The sequence below is a fragment of the Paeniglutamicibacter sulfureus genome (assembly GCF_039535115.1).
GTDB classification, from domain to species: Bacteria; Actinomycetota; Actinomycetes; order Actinomycetales; family Micrococcaceae; genus Paeniglutamicibacter; species Paeniglutamicibacter sulfureus.
In genome coordinates this window covers 3,485,831-3,508,562 of the sequence record NZ_BAAAWO010000001.1, presented here as the reverse complement: position 1 = coordinate 3,508,562, position 22,732 = coordinate 3,485,831, and the positions used below count along the sequence as shown (strand labels likewise).

Below are 22,732 nucleotides of genomic sequence, written 5' to 3'. Positions count from 1 at the left end.
CATTAAATACAGAAAATCGGATACTTTTTAGTTTTTCTTGCAACAGGGATCAATAACGACACATTTCTGACCCGTTAGCATGGGGTCTGACCTGCTCTCATCATCGATCGAATCATATATTCGCGCAAGCACCCGGGCCGACTAACTGTCCGATGGACTGAAACAACCCACCCGGGAACCACCCACCGCATTCAGCCGACAGTCGCACAACAGTTCTTTTGGATCCGGCGCATGGGCGGTCCCCTTTAGACTATTTCCATGCTTCCCGTTGCTCCCGTGCTTTCGTCGACCACTCTGATCCGGGAACTTGTCGGTCCGCTGAGCCTTGACCGCGGTGCGGCCTATGCCAGCCAGGGCAGGGTGCTGGACGTTAGCTGGGTTGCCCCGATGAGCATCGTGCGCGCCAGCGTCCTGGGCTCGGGCGGCATGGTCTACCGCACCGCAGTCCACTCCCAGGTCCGCCACGGCTTTTTGATGCCCCAGCACGGGATCTGCACCTGCCCGGTGGGTGCCAATTGCAAGCATGCAGCAGCGGCACTCCTGGCCTACATGTGGGATGAGACGAACTTCGAGGAACCCGATCCCAGGGCACCTTGGGAGCGCATGTTGGACTCCCTGATTGGCGACGGCGGCGCCCAACCCATGGCAACCGAGGAACGCACCCTGGGTGTCCAGTTCGAGCTCCGTCCCCGGACCCTGCAGCGGTACCAGGCCGCTGCGATGCAGAAGATCAAAAACGGGGACATCCCGCACACCTCCAAGCTTGAACTGGTCCTGCGTCCCGTCCAGCTCAACGACAAGGGCCGCTGGGTCTCAGGCAACCTCGCCTGGCAGCACTTCCGCTACACCCGCACCGGCGGCGTTCCGGTGCTGCCCTTCGACTACACCTACGACCCTGACCAGGTGGAGTGGTTCTGCACCCTGCTGCAGCTAAACTCGTTTGCCGCCTGGAACGGGACGCATCTGTCGGCCAGCGACTTCCTCAGCCCCATGGTCTGGAACCATTTGGAACGTGCCACGGCGCTGGGAATCGAGTTGCGCGGGCCGTCGGCAAAATCCTCTGTGAAGGTGCACGAGCCCGTCACCATCAGAACCGACGTCGCATCGGAGGGCCGGAAATTGCGGATCCGACCCGCCCTCGACGTCCTGCCCGCGGAGTTCGACACGGACTTCATCGGTACCGTCTCCGACCACGGCGTCTTCTGGTGGAACGCCAGCGACGGCATGAAGCACCTCGACCTGCGCTTGGCTCCAACCCGCGCCAAGATCCCCCCTTTGATCACGGGCCTGCTTGCCACGGACAAAAAGGTGGTCGTCCCGGCCAATGGACGGGAAAGCTTCGAACGCGAATATCTGCCCAAGCTCGCCAAGGCCACGGAACTATCCTCCCTCGACTGCTCCGTCGAGGTGCCGGCCTCCCTTGCCCCGAAGATGCTGCTGCGCGTCAAGCACATCCTCGTCAAGCCGGACACCGCTCGAAGGCGCAAGGACGAGAAAGCGGGCGTTCCCGGCGTTGAACTCCAGTGGGGCTTTGCCTACGGCGAGATCCGGGTTCCCCTGGACAACGCACCGGTCCCCGGCGTCGACCGCGATCCGAAGGCCGAGCTCGCCCTGCAGCGTGAGGCGGGCGCGGCCATGGCCGATTTCCCTGGAGCCCTCGGAAACATCCAGCAGCAGGAACGGACCACCGACAGCACCATAGTCATCTCAGGCGTGGAAGCCGCCCGCTTCACCGCCGCCCTGCCGACACTGCAGGCGATCGAAAACCTGGAGGTGACCATCGAGGGCGAAACCATTGGCTTCGAGGAGCTGACCGCCGACCCGCTGATCACCATCTCGGCCGAGAACACCGAAACCAACGACTGGTTCGATTTGGGTGTGGAGGTGCGGATCGATGGCAACAACGTTCCCTTCACCGAACTCTTCCAGGCCTTGGCCCACGGCGACGAGTACCTGATGCTCCCCGACGGCAAGTACTTCGCGCTCGACCGCCCGGAATACGAGCAACTACGCCGGCTCATCGAGGAGGCCCGCGCCCTCTCGGATTCCACCACGGATGGGACCATTCGGATTTCCAAGCACCAGGCTTCGCTGTGGGAAGACCTCAAGGACATCGCTACCAATGTCGAGGCCTCCGAAGCGTGGAAGGCCTCCTCCGAAGGACTGAGCAACATCCTTGAGGTCGCCCACGCCCCGCTGCCCGCCGGCATCGATGCCACCCTGCGCCCCTACCAACGCGAGGGGTTCGAATGGCTTTCGTTCCTTTATGACAACGGCCTGGGCGGCGTGCTTGCCGACGACATGGGGCTGGGCAAGACGTTGCAGACCCTGGCGCTGATCCAGCACGCCAAGGACAACCACGACGAGACCGCGGGCAAGATGCCGCCGTTCCTCGTCGTGGCCCCGACCTCCGTCGTTTCCAACTGGGAGGCCGAGGCCAAACGCTTCGCCCCGGACCTGCGCAGCGTGTACATCACCGAGACGGTGCGCCGCGGCGGGATCCCGGCACACGAGATCGCCGCCGAGGTCGACATCGTCATCACCTCCTATGGGCTGTTCCGCATCGACCAGGAGGAATACGCCGCCACGAAGTTCTCCGGCCTGATCCTGGACGAGGCGCAATTCGTGAAGAACCCGGCCACGCAGGCATCCAAGCAGGCCCGCGACTTCCCGACGTCCTTCAAGCTCGCCATCACCGGCACTCCCATGGAGAACAACCTCTCCGAGCTGTGGTCAATGTTTGCGATTGCCGCTCCCGGGCTTTTCCCCACGCTCAAGCGCTTCGACGAGACCTATCGCAAGCCCATCGAGAAGGACGGCGACAACGAGGCGCTGAAGCGCCTGCGCCGACGCATCCGCCCGCTGATGCTGCGCCGCACCAAGGAACTGGTGGCCACCGACCTGCCCGAGAAGCAGGAACAGGTCCTGGAACTGGAACTGAACCCCAAGCACCGCACCATCTATCAGCGGCACCTGCAGCGCGAACGCCAAAAGGTGCTGGGCATGCTCGAAGACATGGACAAGAACCGCTTCGCGGTGTTCTCCTCCCTCACCAAGCTGCGCCAGCTGTCCCTGGATGCCTCGCTCATCGACGACGAGTACGCCTCGGTGCCCAGCAGCAAGCTCGACGCCCTGCTCGAACAGCTCGAGGACCTCACCGCTGAGGGCCACAACGCGCTGGTCTTCAGCCAGTTCACCTCGTTCCTGTCCAAGGCCAGCGACCGGCTCACCGAAGCGGGGATCGAGCACGCCTATCTGGACGGCTCTACCACCAAGCGCGCCAAGGTCATCGAGTCCTTCACCTCCGGCAAGGTCCAGGTGTTCCTTATTTCGCTGAAGGCCGGCGGGTTCGGACTAAACCTCACCCAAGCCGACTACTGCTTCCTGATGGACCCTTGGTGGAACCCCGCCTCGGAGAACCAAGCTGTTGACCGAGCGCACCGCATCGGCCAGAAGCGCAACGTCATGGTCTACCGCATGGTTTCCAAGAACACCATCGAGGAAAAGGTCATGGCACTGAAGGACAAGAAAGCCAAGCTCTTCACCGCGGTGCTGGATGACGATGCGGCTTTCGCCTCGGCCATCAGCGCCGACGATGTCCGTTCGCTCTTTGCCGACTGAGTGGGCACCGGCCGACTGAATATTCCGTAGCATCCAAGGATTTCCAAGTACCAAAGAGGGGACGACGCCAAAATGTCGAAATCGAAGCCTGCCACCAATAAGTCGCGAGGCGGGCACCCCGCCCGCACTTCGAGTGCTGGTGCGTCCAAGTTTGAAAACCAGGTGCGCGTCGCGATGCGGCCCTACCTGGCCCAGTTGCGTGCCTTCTTCAACCAGCGCCACGACGCGGCCGATACGGAAGCTGGCATCGAGGGGCTCGTGACGCTGCTGACCGTCCACGCCCGGCTTCGCGGCCAGGTAGCGGTGTCGGAACTCGACCACGACGCGCTGTCGATCCAGTTCGAGGATCTGCGCGCTATCGGTGACGAGGTTGCGGTTGCCTGCGCCTCGATGCTGCGGGAATTCGTGCTTTTCCTGGCCGAAAGTGGCCGTTGGTCCGGCTCGGTGGAGGGATTCAAAGCGGTCTTCGATCTGATCTCCGCCCAGGGCGGAGAGTCCCCCGTAGTCGTTCCGGAACTCGACGAGGACGGCGCGGATGCCCGCTGGGCCAAACTGCCCATGGTTTCCACTGCGCGTGCGCTGTTGGCATGGGTCGGCGAGGGCCGGGACGTCCGTCCGGACGGCTCACTGCTGGATATGGATCTGGCCCCGGCCGCCGCAGCCGTGGGCCTCACGGTTCTCCACGACCCCGGAGCCGCGGCTACGCATCTGCCCTGGGACCCGGAGGCGGGTACTGCAGTGGCCACGCTCGTTCAGCTGCCAAAGCTGGACGCCTACTGGAACTCGCTGTTGCGAGCCGGTCTGCTGACCAACCAGCAGGGAAAAGCGGTCCCGACCCCGGTGGTCAGCGAAGCGTTGCATGCCGACTCGGGATTTAGCGCACGCGGCGTGAAAGACCTCATCGCCGAGGGCCTCTACGCCCACATCCTGCTCAACGCGGTGGGATCGGAGAACGACCACACCGTGACGCAAATGGCTGCCGCATTGTTGAGCAAGGCCGGGTCGGCCAATCCCCCACGCACCGAAGCCGCCTTCGCTGTCCCAGCTCCCGGGGAGCTCGAACCCGAGCAGGCCCATCTGCAGCCACTCTTTGAAAAGACGGTGCCCGCCGCGGAGTCGCTGCTTCGCGCAGCGGAATCCGAGGGGCTGGTGCGCATCGGAAAACACGTGCGGGTGCCGCGCGTCTTGCGCGCCCCGCTGGAACGGGCACTGACGCGGGTGGCCGAGGAACTACTGGCCTAGTTCATAGGTTATTAGCGCCGTCGGGCGGCGGACGTGCGTGGCACGTCCGCCGCCCGACGGCGTCTGTCACATTGGACGAGGAACCCTTAGATGCTGCCCGTGGCCATGTCGATGTCCAGGCGCGGCAGGCGGTCGAACCAAGCGTTTTCGCCGGGGGTGCCCACGTTGACGATCAGGAAGGCGTGGTTGGCGGTTTCGGCGTTGACGACGGTGTCCACGCCGGCGGCGTTAAAGCCACCCATGGGTCCGGCATGCAGGCCGGCAGCACGGACGGCCATGATGAAGTAGCCTGCCTGCATCCAGGCGTTGTTCTTGGCGATCTCGGCACGCATGGCGGCATCGTCCTCAAACATTGCCTTCCGCTCCGCCGCGTGGGGGAAGAAGACGGGGAACTGCTCGTGCCAGTTGGCATCGTAGCTCAACACAGCCAGCGCCGGGGCGGCCAGGGACTTGGGTCGGTTCGCTTCCATCATCTGGGCAACAACTGCCTCGCGGGCCTCTGCACTCTTGACCCAAGTGATGCGCAACGGCTGGTTGTTCATCATCGTCGGACCCATTTTGGTGAGCTCGTAGATGGCTTCCAGGGTCTGGTCGGAGACGGCGTCGTCGGAGAAGGTGTTGGCAGTTCGCGCTTGAAGGAAAAGCTTGTCAGCGGTATCTGCATCGATCGACAGCTGTTCGTACACGGTCGCGGCGGTTTCAACGCTCATGTGGGGGTGTGCTCCTTGCGGTTCAGCGGTAGTTTCCTACTAAAGCAGAACCACCACTGTTGACCGCCACATTCCACCGGCATCCGTGATTCACGTCACCCGGAATGGCCAAGGGTTCGAGAACGGGACACTTTCGTGGTTAAACATCAGCACGCCTGACGACGCCGATGGTAGCTACTCTTGGGGTAGTAGCGACCGGGAACCATGGTTATCAAATGCTCCTTGGGGGAAAGCATTTGACGCGGTTCCCGATGCGGACCAACTTGGGGGCTTGGTCTGCGGGGCTGGCGTCGTCTGGCGTGCTGGAAATGAGTTCTCGAAGCGCCACTCGCAAAACGCTCTTCGTACTCATCAATCGGCTATACGGCCGATGTAGTACCTACTGTATCCAGCGTGGCAACCACAGCACATTAGACTTTTGACCATACTTAGTGAGGAAACCTCACTATAAATCTTGGACCTCGGGTAGTTCCTCGGGCACCTGGTGGGCTCCATCTAGAATCTTGGCGGGCAGCTCGGCCCGAACCACCCAGTCACCTCGGACGCCCTGGGCCGACAGAGTCCCGCCGAAGGCTGCCATGCGGTCGGCCATGCCCACGATGCCGGAGCTATGACCACCATTGTCAAAACCCTGGTCGATCACCCGACCAGGCAGCTTGTTGGCGACTTCAAGCCAAACCCTGTCACCGACAATGAGGGCCTCAATGCGGCACGGCGCATCACGCTCGGCATGTTTGACGATGTTCGTCGTGGATTCCTGCAACACCCGATATAACGCGGCTTGGGCCGACTGGGGCAGCCCGGCAAGCTTTGGGTCGGCCATGGTCTTGGTCGGGTGGCCGAGGTCAACCAATCGCTCGGCAAAGATCTCGACACCAATCAATATTTCCAGGCTGCTGGCCGCATTCCCCGCCTTGTCAACAATCGATCCGTCCAAACGCGTTGCCTGGCCGTCGGATCGAAGCACATTGAGCAGGACGCGCAGGTCCTGGAGCGCCTCCTTAGACGTAGCACCGATAACCTTGAGCGCGGCCTGGGCAACCGCCGGATCGCCGGAAAAACCTGCAGCCTTGGCTTGCATGGAAATCACGGTGATGTCGTGGGCGACGATATCGTGAAGGTCCCTCGCAATGGCCTTGCGCTCCGCTTCAACAGCTTCCCGTTGTTTGCGTCGTAATTCTTCAATGCGCTCCCTGTCGGCTTCGCGCTGTTCCTGGAATTTCCGGACGAATATGGCGATGAAGTAAGCCGCCGCAACCAAAGGAATGATGATGATCAAGAAGCCCACGTCGTAGGATCTGACGACGATGATCAGGATCGGCCAAAGGCCCGTTATGCAGAGGTAGCGGAGCGAGAATTTGCGGGTCTCCGTCAGAGTAACCAAGCCGACGAGGAGGGGAATAATGAGGAGCGAGTACAAATATGCTCCGGTGAATGCTGCCAACGTCATTGCCACTATCGAAACGATGACCGCATATCGGGTACGCACCCACAGTAGTCCGAGCGCCAGAGCGAAGGTCGCATTAACAGCGACCGCTTTAGCAAAGGAGACAAACAGGGCAGGGTCAGTTTCGTTGAGAAGTGTCACAATGTCAGTGCCCAGCAGCAGTGCGACGAATCCACTGGCCACCAGAAGAATCTTCCTCCCAAGACTGGAGGAAGACTGCTCCTTGGCGGCGACAGTTATCGGAGAGTTCATTTCTCCATTCTCATCGAAATAAGGGCTCGCACAAATAAGCCCAGATCTTTAGGAGCTATGAACGGCAGCCGGCACCAAAGTATCGGCACAGCCAGTCATTGAAAGCCAGAGATGCGCCAGCGGTTTCAGCGACTGGCATTGAGCCACCTTGCGCCAGGGAACCCGGAACGGCAGCAGCCTGGGCAGGAATTGCAGCCGGCAGCAGCAAGGCGACGGACATGGTAACAGCAGCGAAGATACGAGTTTTACGATTCATGTTGCCCATTCTCGCACCTATTTCAGTAAGTCAACAGCTACATTCCCGAAAACTTTTGTTGCTCACCTGCAAGTCCCACAATTCCACTCAGGGTCATTAGACTCGTAGTTGTGACCGACATCCAAGTTCTTGTGGTAGATAACGAACCACTCATGCGCCAAGCACTCAAAATCATTCTCGACGCAGCGCCAGGATTTCATTGGCTTGGAGAGGCAACAAACGGCATTGAGGCCGTGAATTTTTGTGCGGGCAACAGCCCGGACGTGATCCTCATGGACATGCAGATGCCGCGTATGGACGGTGTTGAGGCCACAGAAATTATCATCACGAATTACCCGGACATCGGCGTACTCGCCATAACCGCATTCTCCTCGGAAGAATACCTGGTCCCGGCTCTACGCGCCGGTGCTGCAGGATATCTGGTCAAGGACGCCGAGCCCATGGAAATCCTCGGCGCGATTCAGGCAGTGCACGACGGAAGCGCCGCCATTTCGGCATCGCTATCGCAGGATCTCATTCGCGCGGTTCGCGATGCTCACGGCATCAAACCAAGTAGTACGAGCAGACAAAGCCCCATGCCTTTGTCTGAGCGGGAACTAGAAGTCCTACAGTTGCTGGCTCGCGGCCGAAACAATCCAGAGATGGCTGCCGAGTTGCACATTTCCGAAGCCACCGTCAAAGCGCATCTAAGCCGTGTCATGGCAAAATTCGGTGTCCGGGACAGGGTCCAGACCTTGATCCGGGCTGCACAATTCGGACTTGTCGAGCTGCACATGGATTAGACAAGGGCCTACGGTTGTTGCTCGGCAGATGTTGTCACGCCAACCCGGCGTCCTTGCCTCCAACGGATCGGGACGGGCACCGGTTTTGCACGATGAATAGGTGCCCATCCGGCCACCGGCGTCAGGCAGCGGGACCGGGCACATATAAAACTTGTACATTTTACTAATATGATCCCCATTTCATGGATTAGCATTCATTTGCAAATTAGGTGGCAATAACCACCTTTCTTGCTAGGGTCCCCCCTGCATCGCCTAGGCTCGAAAAATGACAACTGAACTGACGAAGGCGCGCGCCCAGCCACGCGTACACCGATGGGTTTTCTGGCCCGCGGCCATCATCATCATTGTTTTTGCCACGTTTGCCATGACCATGCCAAGCACTGCCGAGGCACTCTTCGCGTCCGTCCAGTCGCAGATCATCGGCTACTTCAATTGGTACTACGTCCTTATTGCCACGGGATTTGTGGTGTTCAGCCTGTGGCTGGGATTCGGCAAATTTGGCGAAATCAAGCTCGGCAAGGACGAAGACGAACCGGAGTTCTCCCTCGGTTCGTGGTTCTCGCTGCTCTTCGCCGCCGGCATGGGCATCGGCCTGGTCTTCTATGGCGTCTCCGAGCCGCTGAGCCACTTTGCCTCTCCCAAGCCCGGCGCCTCGGGATCGCCTGGCGAGCTTGCCCAACAGGCGCAGGCGCAAACCTTCCTGCATTGGGGGGTGCATGCCTGGTCGATCTACGTAGTTATCGGGTTGGCCCTCGCCTACGCCATTCACCGCCGTGGCCGACCCATATCGATTCGGTGGACACTCGAGCCACTGCTGGGGCGCAAGGTCCATGGCGGACTTGGAAACCTCATCGACGTTGTTGCGTTGGTTGGCACGATCTTTGGTGTGGCGACCTCTTTGGGATTGGGCGTCTTGCAAATCAGTGCAGGACTGGAAAGCGCCGGACTGGTTCAGGCTTCCCAATTCATCGATCTCGTCATCATTGCAGTCGTCACCGCGTTGGTGCTCTTCTCCGTTCTTTCGGGCGTCGGCAAGGGCATGAAGTGGCTCTCGAACACCAACTTGATCCTGGCAGGCGTGATGGTCGTCTTCCTCTTGATTGTTGGCCCCACGCAATTCCTGCTCAGAAACTTCGTACAGTCCGTGGGCAATTACCTGCAGAACTTCCTTGCAATGTCGTTCAACGTCAGTGCCTTCACCGGGGCCGAGGGCGAGGTCTGGCAGGGCACTTGGACCACGTTCTACTGGGGCTGGTGGATTTCGTGGGCGCCGTTCGTGGGAATCTTCATTGCCCGGATTTCTCGCGGTCGCACGGTACGCCAATTCGTTGCAGGTGTCATTTTGGTTCCCACCATTGTCACGATGATGTGGTTCTCGGTCCTGGGTGGAATCGCCTTGCACGGACAGCTGGAGGGAACGGGCAACCTCATCGCCCCGGACCGCTCGATTGACACCGAGGGCGCCTTGTTTGCCATGCTCGACCAATTGCCTGCCGGCTCTGTACTAACGGTGGGTGCGATCATCATGATTGTCATCTTCTTCGTTACATCGGCTGACTCGGGCGCGCTGGTCATGGGCATGATTGCCACCGGCGGGGACGTGGAGCCCAAGAACTGGATCCGAATCTTCTTCACGCTGGCAACTTCGATCCTGGCCGCTTCCCTCTTGCTCTCGGGCGGCCTTGAGGCACTCAAGACAGCGGCGATCATCATTGCCCTGCCGTTCAGCATCGTCCTGATCTTGATCTGTTGGTCGACGTATCGGGCATTTTCACGTGAAGTGAAGGTATATGAAAAGGCACGGCGCATGGCGTTCGTCGACCACATCGGCGATTTCTATGGTCTGGAAGTCGAAGCCCCGAACCAGGATTCGCAGTTGATCAATCTCCAGAACTTCACTGCACGGCTGCGGCGGTCAGTTCCGCTGGCACGCCGAGGCCATGTGCCGGCGGCTTCGGGCAGGGTTCGCTTGGAAGCTGACAACCATCGAGACGCACCGGAAACCGAAGGCAGCGACTCCGGCCAGCCACCGCAGGCCACGAGCTAGCCGAACCTACATCGCAAAATCGAGGTGTTGGGTTCCCGTCCATGTACGGGAACCCAACACCTCGAATGCGTTTCAATCAATGTTTCCGACAGGCGTGGGCAAATAGCTGCCGGACTCAACGGCGGTATTCTGCTGCCCGGTTGGCGGTCACCGACTCGGATCCAAGTCGTGGAAGACCACGACGTGCGGCGCCATCCGCGTTCCGCAAGTGGTGGTCAGTCGGAACCTTGTTCCCAGGCTGGACGATCAATGGTCCACGTTGTATCAGTCAGCCCCGAAGCGCAGGCGAATGGCACGGTAGGCCAGGCCCACGGCGAACATCGCCAGTCCGCCGATGACGGCGCTGGGTGGCAGCGTGGCAACAAGCACGGCGCACCCAATGGCACCTGCGACTCCCAACCACGCGGGGCTCAGGCGCTCGTCCCGCGGCTGTTTGAACGCCGCGATGTTGGCGATTAGGTAGTAGACGAGCACTCCGAACGACGAGAACCCGATGGCGGTCCGCAGGTCGAAGAACATGATCAGCAAGACCACCGCCACGCCAACCGTCAACTCGGCGCGGTGCGGCGTTGAAAAGCGCGGGTGGATGGCGGCCAAGGGATGGGGAAGGTCGCGTTCCCGTGCCATGGCCATGGCCGTGCGTCCAATGCCTGCAATCAAAGCTAGGAGCGCCCCAAGGGATGCCAGGGCCGCGGCTATTTGCACCAGCGGCAAGGCCCAGGAATCCCCCAGTGCGGTGACCAAAGGCTTGGCGCTTTGGGCAATGCCTCCGGCACCCAAAACATTCAGGAGCACCACCGCGACCACCGCGTAGAGAACTACGACGATGCCCAGGCCAATCCCAATGGCACGGGGAATGCTCTTGGTCGGGTTTCGTACTTCCTCGCCCAGGGTCGCGATGCGTGCATATCCAGCGAAGGCAAAGAACAGTAGACCGGCCCCCTGCAAGATACCCAGAGCGCCGGTATTCTCCCCTGCCGCGTGGGCCGGCGGCGCATGGGTGCCGGTAAGGATCACGACCAGAACCACGGCAAGGAGCGCCAATACCGCGATGACGATGATGCGTGCTGCGGCCGCTGTTCGTGTAACTCCCAGATAGTTGACGCCGACCAGCAACGCCACCGCCAGAACAGCGACGGGCTTCACCCAGGCTTCGGGAACCGTGTAAGTTGCGAAGGTCAGTGCCATTGCAGCTGCCGAAGCCGTCTTGCCGACTACGAAGCCCCATCCGGCGATAAAGCCCTGCCACGGGCCAAGCACCTCGCGCCCATAAGCATAAGTACCTCCGGACGTCGGGTACCGAGCCGCGAGTTGGGCGCTGGAGCGTGCATTTGCATACGCCAACGCGGCCGCCAAAAACAGGGACACCAGAAGTGCGGAACCGGCCGCGGACGCCGCAGGTGTGAACGCGGAAAAAATTCCGGCGCCAATCATTGCACCCAAACCGATCATCACCGCCGCTTGGGTACCCAATTGACGTTTGAGGCCAGGGCCCACTTCTTCTCCGCTCAAGCTTCGCATTCCCAACAAGTACTACATTGAGATTAACGTTTGGTGGCGCACCAACATCGAGGGACGCGCCCTCAGTCGCCTTTTCACTTCGCGCATGCGCTCCCACGCCATAACCCCACAGATCGACATTGGTCTGGGAACGACCTTTGCAGGTTCGCCTAAGCTCAAAGAGGATTGCTGGATACGCGCAAGAATCGGGGACTCGCATGACACTGGGACATTTCGCAGTCATTGATACGGAAACCACGGGACTTTTCCCGGGAAACCACGACCGCATCGCAGAAATTGCCGTCATTACCATGGACCGTTCGGGAGCGGTACTGGATCGATGGGAAACGTTGATCAATCCAGAGCGTGACTTAGGCAAGCAATCGATCCATGGCATCCGGGCAAAGGACATCCTCGACGCGCCACGCTTCAGTGACGTCGCTGACGAACTTGATTGGCGCCTATCCGGAACCATTGTTGTTGCGCATAATCTCGGATTCGACGCGCGTTTCCTCAGGGCCGAATTTCATCGTGCGGGACTCGAACTTCCCGATTTCTATTTACCACGCGGTTTGTGCACCATGCAGATGGCGCACGAGTATCTGCCTGGGGCGGGGCGCTCCCTGCAGGACTGCTGTGATTCATTCAGCATCGAGCTGCGGCATGCTCACAGCGCCGGGGATGACGCCGAGGCAGCGGCCGTCCTTCTATCCCGATATATGGAGCTCGATCCCGATCTGGGAGACTGGGACTTTCTCCTGACGGAGGCGGCGGAAACATCCTGGCGACAAACACCGCTTACGCCCCTTCGCGAACCCGCGCACCGATCATCGGCGGGTTCTTTGGAACCGCACTTTGTTGACCGGATTGTGGTGCGGCTGCCAGAAATATCCGGACCAGCGGAACACCATGAGTATCTGGCACTACTTGACCGCGCACTGCTTGACCGGTATCTCTCCGCTCACGAAAAGTCCGCACTCGTTGCCACCGCCGATGATCTGGGAATCGGCCAAACCACCGTTCGGGAACTGCACGGGAAGTATTTCGCTTCGGTGTCAGCTGTCGCTTGGGCAGATGGTTCGCTCACCGGAGATGAACTAAACGAACTGACAACCATCGCGGGGCTGCTCGGCATCTCTGCCCAACAGCTCGAGGCCGCTTCCCAAGCAACACAGGAAACGGTCCCGCCGGTCCCTGATACGACTGCTTTGACCTCCTCGTTCCTGGTACCTGGCGATCTCGTCGTACTGACCGGGGACATGAGCAGGCCGCGCAATGCCATCGAAGCCGAGTTGGAAGAAGCCGGCTTCACGCCTCACGGGGCTGTGACAAAAAAGGTCAAGCTTCTCGTGGCCGCCGATCCGGACAGCCTCTCGGGCAAAGCGCGAAAAGCCAGATCCTACGGCATCCCGGTGGTCGGGGAGGATTACCTGTGGAACCGTCTCCTTAGATCGCCGGGCAACTGACGTCTCTTCAGAATTTTTTGACAACGGTACAATCGATCTCGGCTCACTAGTATGCTCAAGTCATCAGCGGCGGCGCCGGGGTTGTAGGCGCTGCCAAGAGGACCAAACTGTGCGGAAAAAGATGTCTCCCAAAGATCCGAAATCAGCCAACAAGGTCGAATCGCCACCACGCGGCGCAGCCGATCCTTCCGTCGTAAGCATCGATGAGCTTCGAATTCGCCGCGAACTACCTCGCGTCCTCCCCGCTTTCGATCAATGGTGCTCGGAACGTCGATTCGATATCCGCGGTTCGGATCTCCGCGCGAAAATCGTTGCTTTTCTGGAGCACTATGCGCGCGTAAACAGCAGTCGCGAAATCACCTTCCTGAATCTCCCGGCCTTCGCCGCGACGCTCGATGACCTGATGTTTGGCAAGAAAACCAACGACTTCCTGGAAACGACACACGTCCTGGGGGCCTACCTTGAGTTTCTAGGCACCACGGGAACATGGAGCGGCACCCATGAGGAATTTCAACGCCTCGAATCTTTTTTCAAATGCTTCGATTTTCCCCGGTTCGAGCCGGAATATTCCGCCATTCCCGAACTTCAAAGCGTGATGATCAGTGTTCCGAAACTTTCCCACGAAGAAGTCCATGAAGGGATCGCGGAGTTGGCCCTGACCCGCCGATTGCTGTCGTTTTTGCGTTGGTTCGGCACGAAGCGCGAAATCACTAGCTCGAAGATCTTGACCCGCAAACATGTACAAGAGGCGGCCGCCGCCCTCGAAGTACCAGCCGTTTACGACGGCTCGCCGACACCCCTCGGCGGACCGTCGAAGAACGGTCCGGTCCGGTTCAAGTCCGCCAAGAATGTGGCTCGCCTGAACTTGTACTGGGATGCGTCGGTGGCCGCCGGACTCGTGGAATTGAGCGCCACCCGCGCCTACCCAAGCAAGGAGGCCATCGGCTTGCTTGAAGATCCCTCCGCCAATCTCATCAACGTGGTCCGTAGCGTGGCGCAGCAAATGTACCGTGCAGTGTCGGTGGAGGTAGAAGGACTCCGCCGAGTTCCGGAGATGGGTTACCTAACCCGTTATTTCTTGCTGGAGGCGGCCGTCGAGCCGATCAGCGTCGAAGTCCTCAAGCACCCGGTCCGGGGCTTGAGCGACTTCGATCCGCGCGGAACCCCGGACACCATTGAAGTAGCTTGGCATTACCTGGAACGGTTGCATGCGGAAGGACTCGTGACCATCAACGCACGGCTTTCCATCCCGCCGGTCTTGTGCAAGCCGCTGGTCCTGGAACTCGCGGATGCTTCCGAGGTCGCGTACACGTTCTTGGATCCCAACGACGAGGTTCCCAGCTTCACCGGTCTTCCGTTGTTGTGAACCTTGCGACTCCGGGAACGAATACTCGAAAATTTAGGGACTCGGCTGGCGGTCCCGTTGTCCGGCGTTCCCCGTGATATCTTCTCCTGCTTCGACGCGTTGGGTGGAGCACCCGCATACGCGGGATGCGGCGCCTACTGGATGAGAGGGGTTCCAAGCGTTTCCCCGTTGACGCTGCGCACCATCCACAGGCCATCAACGTTGTCCGTCAGCGATACGGATCCATTGAGAATGCTGTCAAATTGGTTTCCGGCGAGCGCGGAAAGGGTGTAGCGGATGATCGTTCCGTGGCACACCACCGCAACGTTCTTCTCCGGGAAGTCCGCGGCGATCAGCTCGATGGCGGCAAGACCGCGAGCCACCACTGAGTCCAAGTTCTCTATTCCGCCGCCGACCTTGTTAGGCCAGAGCTTCTCCCATTCACCGTCCTGCATGCCTTCGGCCTGACCGTAATCTCGCTCAATGAGTTCCTCGTAGCTGCGTCCCAACTCTATCCCCAGGCCACTTGCAATGATTTCCGCAGTTTCGCGCGCCCGGGACAGCGGGGAACTGACAATCGCATCCCAGGAGCCTGCGCCAAGCACCGCCACGGCGTCGCGGGCCTGCTGGCGTCCGACCTCGTTGAGAGGGATGTCGCTGGAGCCCTGCAGGCGGCCTTCGGCGTTCCAATCGGTTTGCCCATGGCGAATGAATCCAAGTTTCATGGCTCCATTCTCGCGCTTCCGCACCCCGACTGCCTACCACCGACACTCGTCGGGGAAGTTCAGCTGCCAATGCAGATGCGTAAATTCAGTGGTTTCGTCTTTCCCGGCCCCCCGCCCCCTGTCCAAAGGAAGTGCTTCCATGCGATCCTCTAAGGGTTGAGGGGTGGGACATATGGCAGTTCATCGGCTGGAGGCCGCGCTTGCTGCGTTCGAGGATCCGGCGGCCAAGGCCCGATCGCTTATGCCGCTGCATCGGGCGTGGTCCAACACGGAGATCATCCCCGCACCGGTGCGTCCAGTGGTGGCCCGCTCCTGGCAGCGACAGTCGCTGAAGAACCCGGCCATCCGGCCGCTGGGCACCGAGGACATCGTTGACCGCAGGGAACGTGCAGCCGTGCTTTCCGGCTTGGTTCCCCTGCTTGAGGACCGCTTGTTGCAACTTGCCGCCGATGCGGGCAACGAACTGGTCATCAGCGATGACGAGGGCTATGTCCTGTGGGTTGCCGGGCCGTCCCCTACGTGTCAGGCTGGAGCGGTACCAGGGTGACAGAGCAAGTCGGCTCGATCGCGTAGGGCGAGAACCAGGAAACCAATCTGTATGTCTAATCTAGTTTTGGCCGAAGTGCGCCAAGATGGATCCATGAGTAGTTCCGGACCGCGTGCCGGTGGACCGACCCCTCGCAGGTCGTATAACCCCGCGCAGAAGCTTGAGTTGTTGGCCCAGTACGAGGACGCCTGCACCCGGCAGGAAGGCGGTGCGTTCCTGCGGGAGCAGGGGGTGTATTCCTCGCAGATCACCGAGTGGCGCAAGCTGCGCGACGCCGGCGTGCTGCAGGGCAAGACGGCCGGGGAGAAAATCGGGAAACTGTCCCCCGAGCAGGCCGAGATCGCGCGTTTGCGCCGCCAGCTGGAGGTGAGCGAGAGCCGGTTGAAACGATCGGAGGCAGCCCTTGGTGTGATGGGAAAACTGCACGCGTTCTTGGAGACGATCTCCGAGGACACCAACGACGATCCGAAGTCCAAGAAGCGTTGACGGGCGCCTACGTGCAGCTGGTGGAACTGGCAGTCCCGACGCGGCGGGCCGCTACCTTGCTCGGGCTTTCGCGCACCACGATCTACCGCAAGCCCGCAGCGCCGAGGGACCACGATCCGGTGGTTCCGCCGAACAAGCTCAGCGCCACGGAGCGGGCCGAGATCCTCGCGGCCTTGAACTCGCCTCAGTTCGTGGACCTGGCGCCCCTGCAGGTCTATGCGAAGTTGCTGGACGCCGGGATCTACCTGGGCTCGGTCTCCACGTTCTACCGGGTCCTGGAGGAAAACCGGCAGGTCAAAGAACGCCGGAAACTCGCCAAGCATCCGCCCCGGGCCATCCCGGAGCTGGTGGCCACCGCCCCCGGCCAAGTGTATTCGTGGGACATCACGAAGTTGGCCGGCCCGGTCAAGGGCAAGTACTTCGACTGCTACCTGATGATCGATATCCACTCGCGGTTCATTGTCGGCGCGCACGTGCACGCCACCGAAGCGGCGATCCTGGCGGCGGAAATGATGAAGGAGATCTTCGGCATCCACGGCATCCCGCAGGTGGTCCACGCCGACCGCGGCACCTCGATGACGTCGAAGACCGTCGCCGCGTTGCTCTCGGATCTGGAGGTCACCAGATCGCATTCCCGACCCCGGGTGAGCAACGATAATCCCTACTCAGAGTCAATTTTCAAGACAATGAAGTATGGTCCGACGTTCCCCGAACGCTTCGCGTCCCTGGGCGATGCGAGGGCCTTCATCAGCGGCTTCGTCGACTGGTACAACCATCACCACCAGCACTCCGGCATCGGGTTCCACACCCCTGCCAACGTGCACTACGGCTTCGCCGCCGGCGTCGCGGAGAAACGCTCGCAGACCCTGGCAGCGGCCCGCGCCGAACATCCCCACCGATTCGCCACGACCACCGACCCCAAGATCCTGGCCCTGCCCGGGCCGGCATGGATCAACCAACCAAAGGAAACCACCGAAAAAACAGCGGCCTAACGGCCGCCTAACTCACCTTGGTACCGCTTGACTTGAAAAATTCCGGTCCCCTATTCGCCGACGCAGTGAGGGCATCGGATTCATTGCCGGGGCGCGATGGCGGGAAACCGATGTCGGCACCAACGGGCTGGGCGCCGCCATGGCCGAACGCACCGCGGTGCAGATCTTCGGCCCGGAACATGCCCGCGAGGAACAACATACCTGGGTGTGCACCAGTGCCCCGATCATCGAGGAACGCACCGGACAGGTGCTTGGCGCCATCACGCTCTCCGGGTCCTACCGCACCGCGCACCCGCATACCCTTGCGTTGGTCAGCGCCACGGCGCGGGAGGCCGCCGGCCTGCTGTCCGAACGGCACCACCGCGAGCTTCATCTGCTGGCTGCTTCGGTTCCGTCCCCGGTCGGACGCCATGTGCTGGTCGATGCGCAGGGCTGGGTGGCGCATTCGACGGGATTCGGCGTGGGAACCCGCCTGCGGCTGCCCGGCACACTGTCCCCCGGCGGCGCCTGGCTGCCCGAGCTCGGGGCGGTGGTGGCCGAAGAGGTCCCCGGCGGCTGGCTGCTGCACGGCGGCAAGCGCGCGTCGGACGCCCGGCTGGAACTGGCCCTAGCCCCGGTGCCGGTTGCCGTCGTTGTCCAGGACGGGCAACGAACCGAGATCCGCCTCACCGAGCGGCACGGCGAGATCCTGGCGCTGCTGGTGGCCAACCCGGCCGGCCTGGACGCCCACGGCCTCATGGAGCGGCTTCCCGGCATCACCACCACCGTCACGGTGCGCGCCGAGCTCTCCCGGCTGCGCACCAGGCTCGGCGGGCTGATCGAATCCCGGCCCTACCGCCTGGGCCTGCCGGCGGCCTTCCGCCCCTGAGGCGGGGCGGGTGTTGCAACCTCTTGCAACCCTCGCGGCACTGTGACCCAGCTCATAGCATCGTCTCCATCGCAACATGCTTTCGAAGGAGACGGACATGACCGAAGAGAATGCCAGCACCGCGGCAGGGCAATGGCTCCGCGAGCTGGAACGCGCACTGGAAGCGGGCAACACCGAGGCGGCGGCAGCCCTCTTCGGCGAGGAATCCTACTGGCGGGACCTGTCGGCGCTGACCTGGAACCTGCACACCTCCGAGGGCCGCGGGGAAATCAAGGACATGCTGGACGGGGTCGGGCCCGACGCCTGGCCGCGGGACCTCTCCCTGGTCTCGGCCACCGAGGGCGACGGCGTGATCGAGGCCTGGTACACCTTCACCAACAAATCCATCGACGGCAAGGGGCTGCTGCGGCTGCGCGACGGCAAGTGCTGGACGCTGCTGTCCACCGCCCAAGGGCTGCGCGAGTTCCCGGAGCCGGCCGGGGCGCTGCGCGAACGCGGGGCCGACCACGGGTCCGAGATGACATCGGAGAACTGGCTGGATCGGCGCCACCGGCGCGCGGCGGAATTAGGCATCACCGAACAGCCGTACGTGCTGGTTATCGGCGGCGGGCAGGGCGGCATCGGGCTCGGCGCCCGGCTCAAGCGCCTGGGCGTCCCCGCCCTGGTCATCGACAAGCACCCGCGCCCGGGCGACCAGTGGCGTTCGCGCTACCACTCGCTGGCCCTGCACGACCCGGTCTGGTACGACCACATGCCCTACATCCCCTTCCCAGACCACTGGCCGGTGTTCACCCCCAAGGACAAGATGGGCGACTGGCTGGAAAGCTACACCCGGCTGATGGAACTGGACTACTGGTCCAACACCGAGGCCACTTCCGCCGTCCACGACCCTGACACCGGGGCATGGACCGTCCAGGTGATCCGCGAGGGCCGGAAGCACACCTTGAGCCCCGCACACGTGGTAATCGCCACCGGCATGTCCGGGATCCCGAACATCCCCTCCTTCGAAGGCCAAGACGTCTTCGGCGGGGAACAGAACCATTCCTCGACCCACCCTGGCGGCGAAGCCTACCGGGGCAAGAACGTGGTGGTCGTCGGCGCCAACAACTCCGCCCACGACATCTGCGCGGACCTCTACCAAAACGGCGCCAAGCCCGTCATGGTGCAACGCTCCAGCACCCACATCGTGCGCTCGGAGTCGCTGATGAACACCGTGCTCGGGCCGTTGTACTCCGAGGAGGCGCTGGCAAACGGCATCGACCACGAGACCGCGGACCTGATCTTCGCCTCCATCCCCTACAAGGTGCTGCCCGAATTCCACCGCCCGGCGTTCGAGAAGATCCGCGCGGACGACGCGGATTTCTACCAAGGGCTCACCGATGCCGGCTTCGACCTGGACTTCGGCGACGACGATTCCGGTTTGTTCCTGAAGTACCTGCGCCGCGGCTCGGGCTACTACATCAACATCGGCGCCTCCGAGCTGGTCGCCGACGGGTCCATCGCCCTGGCACACGGCGACGTGGCGCATTTGACCGAGGACTCGGTGGTGCTCGACGACGGCACGGTGCTGCCGGCCGACGCGGTGGTCTATGCCACCGGCTACGGCTCCATGAACGGCTGGGCGGCCAGGCTCATCTCCCAGGACGTGGCCGATGCGGTGGGCAAGTGCTGGGGCCTGGGCTCGGACACCACCAAGGACCCGGGTCCGTGGCAGGGCGAGCTGCGCAACATGTGGAAGCCGACCCGGCAGGAAAACCTATGGTTCCACGGCGGGAACCTGCACCAGTCGAGGCACTACTCCAAGTACCTGGCGCTGCAGCTCAAGGCACGCTTCGAGGGCATCGACACCCCCGTCTACGCGCTGGCCGAGACTCACCACAGCTCCTGATCCGGCGCCATGGTGCCCCGCCGACCCCGGATTGTCGGGGCCGCGGGGCACAATGGTGGTGTGAGTCCCACCCACCACGATCCGGACCAACCCCAGCTGCCGCTTGATGGGGCATCGACCCGGCCCCCGGCACCGGCCGACACCCGCGCCCCCGCCGATGCCCCTGCCAACGCCCCTGCCAACGCCGGCTCCGTCCAACGCGAGCTTGAGGCGCTGCGCATCGACAACTTGCGGCTGCGCAAGCTCTTGTCCCTGGGCACTGCCGAGGCACGGGCCGCGGCACCCTCCCAGGCCGAGCTCGCGCTGCGCCCCTCTGGTCCGGTGACCGCCAGCTCCCCGGAGGCCGAGAAGATCCGGCTCTACATGGACCTGTTTCGCGCCCGCACCGATGTCTTTGCGCTGCGCTGGGAAAACGCGGCGGAGGGAAAGGCCGGCTGGGTGCCGGCGGTTCCCGGGGGCTGGCGCAAATGGATGGACCGGGACAATACGAACTACACCAGGCTCACCCCGGCCGAGGTCGAGGCCCACCTGCGGGGCACCCAGCACATCGGGCTCTACCCGTTGACGGCGCGGGACAGCTGCTACTTTGTGGCCGCGGACTTCGATGGGGACGCCGCGATGCTCGATGCGCTGGCCTACCTCAAGGCCGCGCGCTACCGCGGTATCCCCGCCGCCCTGGAGGTCTCCCAGTCCGGGCGCGGGGCGCACGTGTGGATTTTCTTCGCGCAGGAGGTCTCTGCCGAGTCCGCGCGCTCCCTGGCCAGCTCGCTGCTGCACGAGGCCATGGGCATCAGGGGCTCGATGTCGCTGCGCAGCTACGACCGGCTCTTCCCCTCCCAGGACCGGCACACCGGCAAGGGCATGGGCAACCTGATCGCCGCCCCGTTGTCCGGCAGGCGCCGCAAGCACGGCACCACGCTCTTTCTGGACACCTCGACCCTGGAGCCCTACGAGGACCAATGGGCGTACCTCTCGGGCCTCGGGCGGGTGAGCCCCGGGGAACTGAAATCGCTGCTGCGGTTGCTGCCGGCACCGGTCACCGGGCGCAAGACCCGCCTGGAGGTCCCGGCCTCCTCCAAGATCTCCCCGCGACCCGCCCCGATCGTCAATGCCTCGATCGCTGCACGCATCACCCTGCGCGCCACGGACCTGGGCCCGGCCATGGTCACCGCGCTGAAGCACGCCGCGGCCCTGCCCAACCCCGACTTCTACGAGCGGCAGCGCCAGCGGCGCTCCACCTGGGGCATCCCGCGCTTCCTCACCAGCTACGACGAAACCCTCGAGGGCGACCTTATCCTGCCCCGCGGGTTGCTGCCCCGGCTGGAGGAACTCGTTCAAACCGCCGGCAGCAAGCTCAGGCTCACCGACCACCGTGTCGTAGGGGAAGCAGCAGACTTCGCCTTCACCGCGACGTTGCATCCCGAGCAGCAGCGGGCGTTCAATGCGCTGGCGGCCCGCACCCACGCGGTGCTGGTCGCCGCGCCGGGCAGCGGCAAGACCGTCATGGCCTGTGCGCTGATCGCGGCCAAGTCCGTCTCCACGCTGGTGCTGGTGGACCGCAAGGCGCTGGCGGACCAATGGCGCGGCGAGATCCTGACCTTCCTCGGCGAGAAATCCGGCCAGATCGGCGGCGGGAAGTCGAAGACCACCGGCCGCATCGACGTGGCGCTGCTGCCCACGCTGGCCCGGCGCAAGAATGTTGCGGAGCTGACCGCCGGCTACGGGTTCGTGGTGGTCGATGAATGCCACCACGTGCCTGCGGCCGCCTTCAGCCAGGTCATGAACCAGGTCCCGGCCCGTTCCTGGCTCGGGCTCACCGCCACCCCGTACCGACGCGACGGGCTGGAGGAGCTGATCTTCCACCAGCTGGGCACCTTCACCCACGAGTTCGCCACGGCCCGCCACGGCGAACTGCCGCAAAGCGCCGCCGAGTTCCCCGCTCCCGCCCTGCAGCTGCGCCTCCACGACACGGCGTTCGACTACGACGGGGACATCGACCCGAGCGAGCCGGGCGGGATCACGCGGATCTACAAGATCCTCATCGAGGACCGGAACCGCCTGGCCCAGGTCGCCGGCGACGTCATCGAGGCGCACGGACAAGGCCGGCAAATCCTGGTGCTCTCGACCTGGAAGCGGCATCTGCAGCTGATCGCCGAGGAGTTGCGCGGCGCCGGGCTCGACCCGATCGAGCTCACGGGATCGCTGAAGACCTCAGAGCGGCGGGCCGCAATGGAGCGGATCAACTCCACCCCCGAGGACGAAGCGCTGCTGGTCCTGGGCACCGGGTCGCTGATCGGCGAGGGCTTCGACTGCCCGCGCCTGGACACGCTCTTCCTGGCCGCACCCGTTTCCTTCAAGGGACGGCTCGTCCAGTACGCCGGCCGGGTCACCCGGCCACACCCGGGCAAGGCCACCGCCGTGGTGCACGACTACGTCGACGTGCTCACCCCGGTGATCGCCCGCGCCTACGACAAGCGCGCCGGCGGGTACCGGGACCTGGGGTTCGCGACCGAGTCCAAGAACCGCTTGCCTTAAAGCACCGTTGGCGGTTGTCGCGG

15 protein-coding genes and 1 pseudogene are annotated in these 22,732 nt (G+C 62.6%); 11 read left to right on the top strand and 5 right to left on the bottom strand.

Annotated elements, in window-relative coordinates; genetic code table 11:
* The first annotated feature begins 258 nt into the window (after window positions 1-258).
* The gene (locus ABD687_RS15940) at window positions 259-3,621 is read left to right on the top strand and encodes a DEAD/DEAH box helicase (protein ID WP_302263074.1); all 3,363 of its coding nucleotides are present in this window, start codon (window positions 259-261) and stop codon (window positions 3,619-3,621) included.
* 162 nt (window positions 3,622-3,783) lie between these two features.
* On the top strand, window positions 3,784-4,863 hold the full coding sequence (locus ABD687_RS15935) for a hypothetical protein (protein WP_302263075.1): 1,080 nt from the start codon (window positions 3,784-3,786) through the stop codon (window positions 4,861-4,863).
* Window positions 4,864-4,949: 86 nt separating this feature from the next.
* Here ABD687_RS15935 and ABD687_RS15930 read toward each other — a convergent pair whose 3' ends face one another.
* From ABD687_RS15930 to ABD687_RS15920, 3 genes are all read right to left on the bottom strand, one after another.
* A complete protein-coding gene (locus tag ABD687_RS15930) occupies window positions 4,950-5,573 on the bottom strand; it encodes a malonic semialdehyde reductase (RefSeq protein WP_302263076.1) in 624 nt (207 codons plus the stop codon).
* A gap of 445 nt (window positions 5,574-6,018) precedes the next feature.
* Entirely contained in the window at window positions 6,019-7,272 is a 1,254-nt protein-coding gene (locus tag ABD687_RS15925; RefSeq protein WP_302263077.1) for a sensor histidine kinase, read from the bottom strand.
* Window positions 7,273-7,327: 55 nt separating this feature from the next.
* The gene (locus ABD687_RS15920) at window positions 7,328-7,537 is read right to left on the bottom strand and encodes a hypothetical protein (RefSeq protein WP_302263078.1); all 210 of its coding nucleotides are present in this window, start codon (window positions 7,535-7,537) and stop codon (window positions 7,328-7,330) included.
* Between the two features lie 101 nt (window positions 7,538-7,638).
* On the opposite strand from ABD687_RS15920, the gene ABD687_RS15915 reads away from it, so the two are divergent.
* Window positions 7,639-8,310, top strand: a complete 672-nt coding sequence (locus ABD687_RS15915; protein ID WP_264269921.1) for a response regulator — start codon at window positions 7,639-7,641, stop codon at window positions 8,308-8,310.
* A 265-nt stretch (window positions 8,311-8,575) separates the two neighbouring features.
* Window positions 8,576-10,357 carry a BCCT family transporter gene (locus ABD687_RS15910; RefSeq protein ID WP_302263079.1) on the top strand — a complete coding sequence of 594 codons (1,782 nt, stop codon included), beginning with the start codon at window positions 8,576-8,578 and terminating at the stop codon, window positions 10,355-10,357.
* 264 nt (window positions 10,358-10,621) lie between these two features.
* Here ABD687_RS15910 and ABD687_RS15905 read toward each other — a convergent pair whose 3' ends face one another.
* Window positions 10,622-11,878, bottom strand: a complete 1,257-nt coding sequence (locus ABD687_RS15905) for an APC family permease (RefSeq protein ID WP_310289716.1) — start codon at window positions 11,876-11,878, stop codon at window positions 10,622-10,624.
* A 197-nt stretch (window positions 11,879-12,075) separates the two neighbouring features.
* Between ABD687_RS15905 and ABD687_RS15900 the strand changes: the two genes are divergently transcribed.
* Entirely contained in the window at window positions 12,076-13,323 is a 1,248-nt protein-coding gene (locus ABD687_RS15900; RefSeq protein ID WP_264269919.1) for an exonuclease domain-containing protein, read from the top strand.
* A gap of 121 nt (window positions 13,324-13,444) precedes the next feature.
* Window positions 13,445-14,689, top strand: coding sequence for a hypothetical protein (locus ABD687_RS15895; protein WP_310289719.1), 1,245 nt, complete (start codon window positions 13,445-13,447; stop codon window positions 14,687-14,689).
* Window positions 14,690-14,823: 134 nt separating this feature from the next.
* Here ABD687_RS15895 and ABD687_RS15890 read toward each other — a convergent pair whose 3' ends face one another.
* Window positions 14,824-15,393 (bottom strand): histidine phosphatase family protein, encoded by a 570-nt coding sequence (locus tag ABD687_RS15890; protein ID WP_310289721.1) that lies wholly within the window; start codon window positions 15,391-15,393, stop codon window positions 14,824-14,826.
* 172 nt (window positions 15,394-15,565) lie between these two features.
* Between ABD687_RS15890 and ABD687_RS15885 the strand changes: the two genes are divergently transcribed.
* The 5 genes and pseudogenes from ABD687_RS15885 to ABD687_RS15865 all read left to right on the top strand — a co-directional run bounded on the left by ABD687_RS15885 (window position 15,566) and on the right by ABD687_RS15865 (window position 22,709).
* Window positions 15,566-15,940 carry a hypothetical protein gene (locus tag ABD687_RS15885; protein WP_310289723.1) on the top strand — a complete coding sequence of 125 codons (375 nt, stop codon included), beginning with the start codon at window positions 15,566-15,568 and terminating at the stop codon, window positions 15,938-15,940.
* Between the two features lie 93 nt (window positions 15,941-16,033).
* Window positions 16,034-17,418, top strand: a pseudogene (locus ABD687_RS15880) (IS3 family transposase).
* A gap of 52 nt (window positions 17,419-17,470) precedes the next feature.
* Window positions 17,471-18,286, top strand: coding sequence for a GAF domain-containing protein (locus ABD687_RS15875; protein ID WP_344761023.1), 816 nt, complete (start codon window positions 17,471-17,473; stop codon window positions 18,284-18,286).
* 97 nt (window positions 18,287-18,383) lie between these two features.
* Window positions 18,384-20,174 (top strand): NAD(P)/FAD-dependent oxidoreductase, encoded by a 1,791-nt coding sequence (locus ABD687_RS15870; protein WP_310289725.1) that lies wholly within the window; start codon window positions 18,384-18,386, stop codon window positions 20,172-20,174.
* 60 nt (window positions 20,175-20,234) lie between these two features.
* A complete protein-coding gene (locus tag ABD687_RS15865) occupies window positions 20,235-22,709 on the top strand; it encodes a TOTE conflict system archaeo-eukaryotic primase domain-containing protein (protein WP_310289726.1) in 2,475 nt (824 codons plus the stop codon).
* Window positions 22,710-22,732: the final 23 nt, after the last annotated feature.

Bases quoted from the DNA above. Each gene is read 5' to 3' on its own strand.
- ABD687_RS15940 (WP_302263074.1), top strand. From the start codon at position 259: ATGCTTCCCGTTGCTCCCGTGCTTTCGTCGACCACTCTGATCCGGGAA.
- ABD687_RS15930 (WP_302263076.1), bottom strand. From the start codon at position 5,573: ATGAGCGTTGAAACCGCCGCGACCGTGTACGAACAGCTGTCGATCGAT.
- ABD687_RS15925 (WP_302263077.1), bottom strand. From the start codon at position 7,272: ATGAACTCTCCGATAACTGTCGCCGCCAAGGAGCAGTCTTCCTCCAGT.
- ABD687_RS15920 (WP_302263078.1), bottom strand. From the start codon at position 7,537: ATGGGCAACATGAATCGTAAAACTCGTATCTTCGCTGCTGTTACCATG.
- ABD687_RS15910 (WP_302263079.1), top strand. From the start codon at position 8,576: ATGACAACTGAACTGACGAAGGCGCGCGCCCAGCCACGCGTACACCGA.
- ABD687_RS15905 (WP_310289716.1), bottom strand. From the start codon at position 11,878: ATGCGAAGCTTGAGCGGAGAAGAAGTGGGCCCTGGCCTCAAACGTCAA.
- ABD687_RS15900 (WP_264269919.1), top strand. From the start codon at position 12,076: ATGACACTGGGACATTTCGCAGTCATTGATACGGAAACCACGGGACTT.
- ABD687_RS15895 (WP_310289719.1), top strand. From the start codon at position 13,445: ATGTCTCCCAAAGATCCGAAATCAGCCAACAAGGTCGAATCGCCACCA.
- ABD687_RS15890 (WP_310289721.1), bottom strand. From the start codon at position 15,393: ATGAAACTTGGATTCATTCGCCATGGGCAAACCGATTGGAACGCCGAA.
- ABD687_RS15885 (WP_310289723.1), top strand. From the start codon at position 15,566: ATGGCAGTTCATCGGCTGGAGGCCGCGCTTGCTGCGTTCGAGGATCCG.
- ABD687_RS15870 (WP_310289725.1), top strand. From the start codon at position 18,384: ATGACCGAAGAGAATGCCAGCACCGCGGCAGGGCAATGGCTCCGCGAG.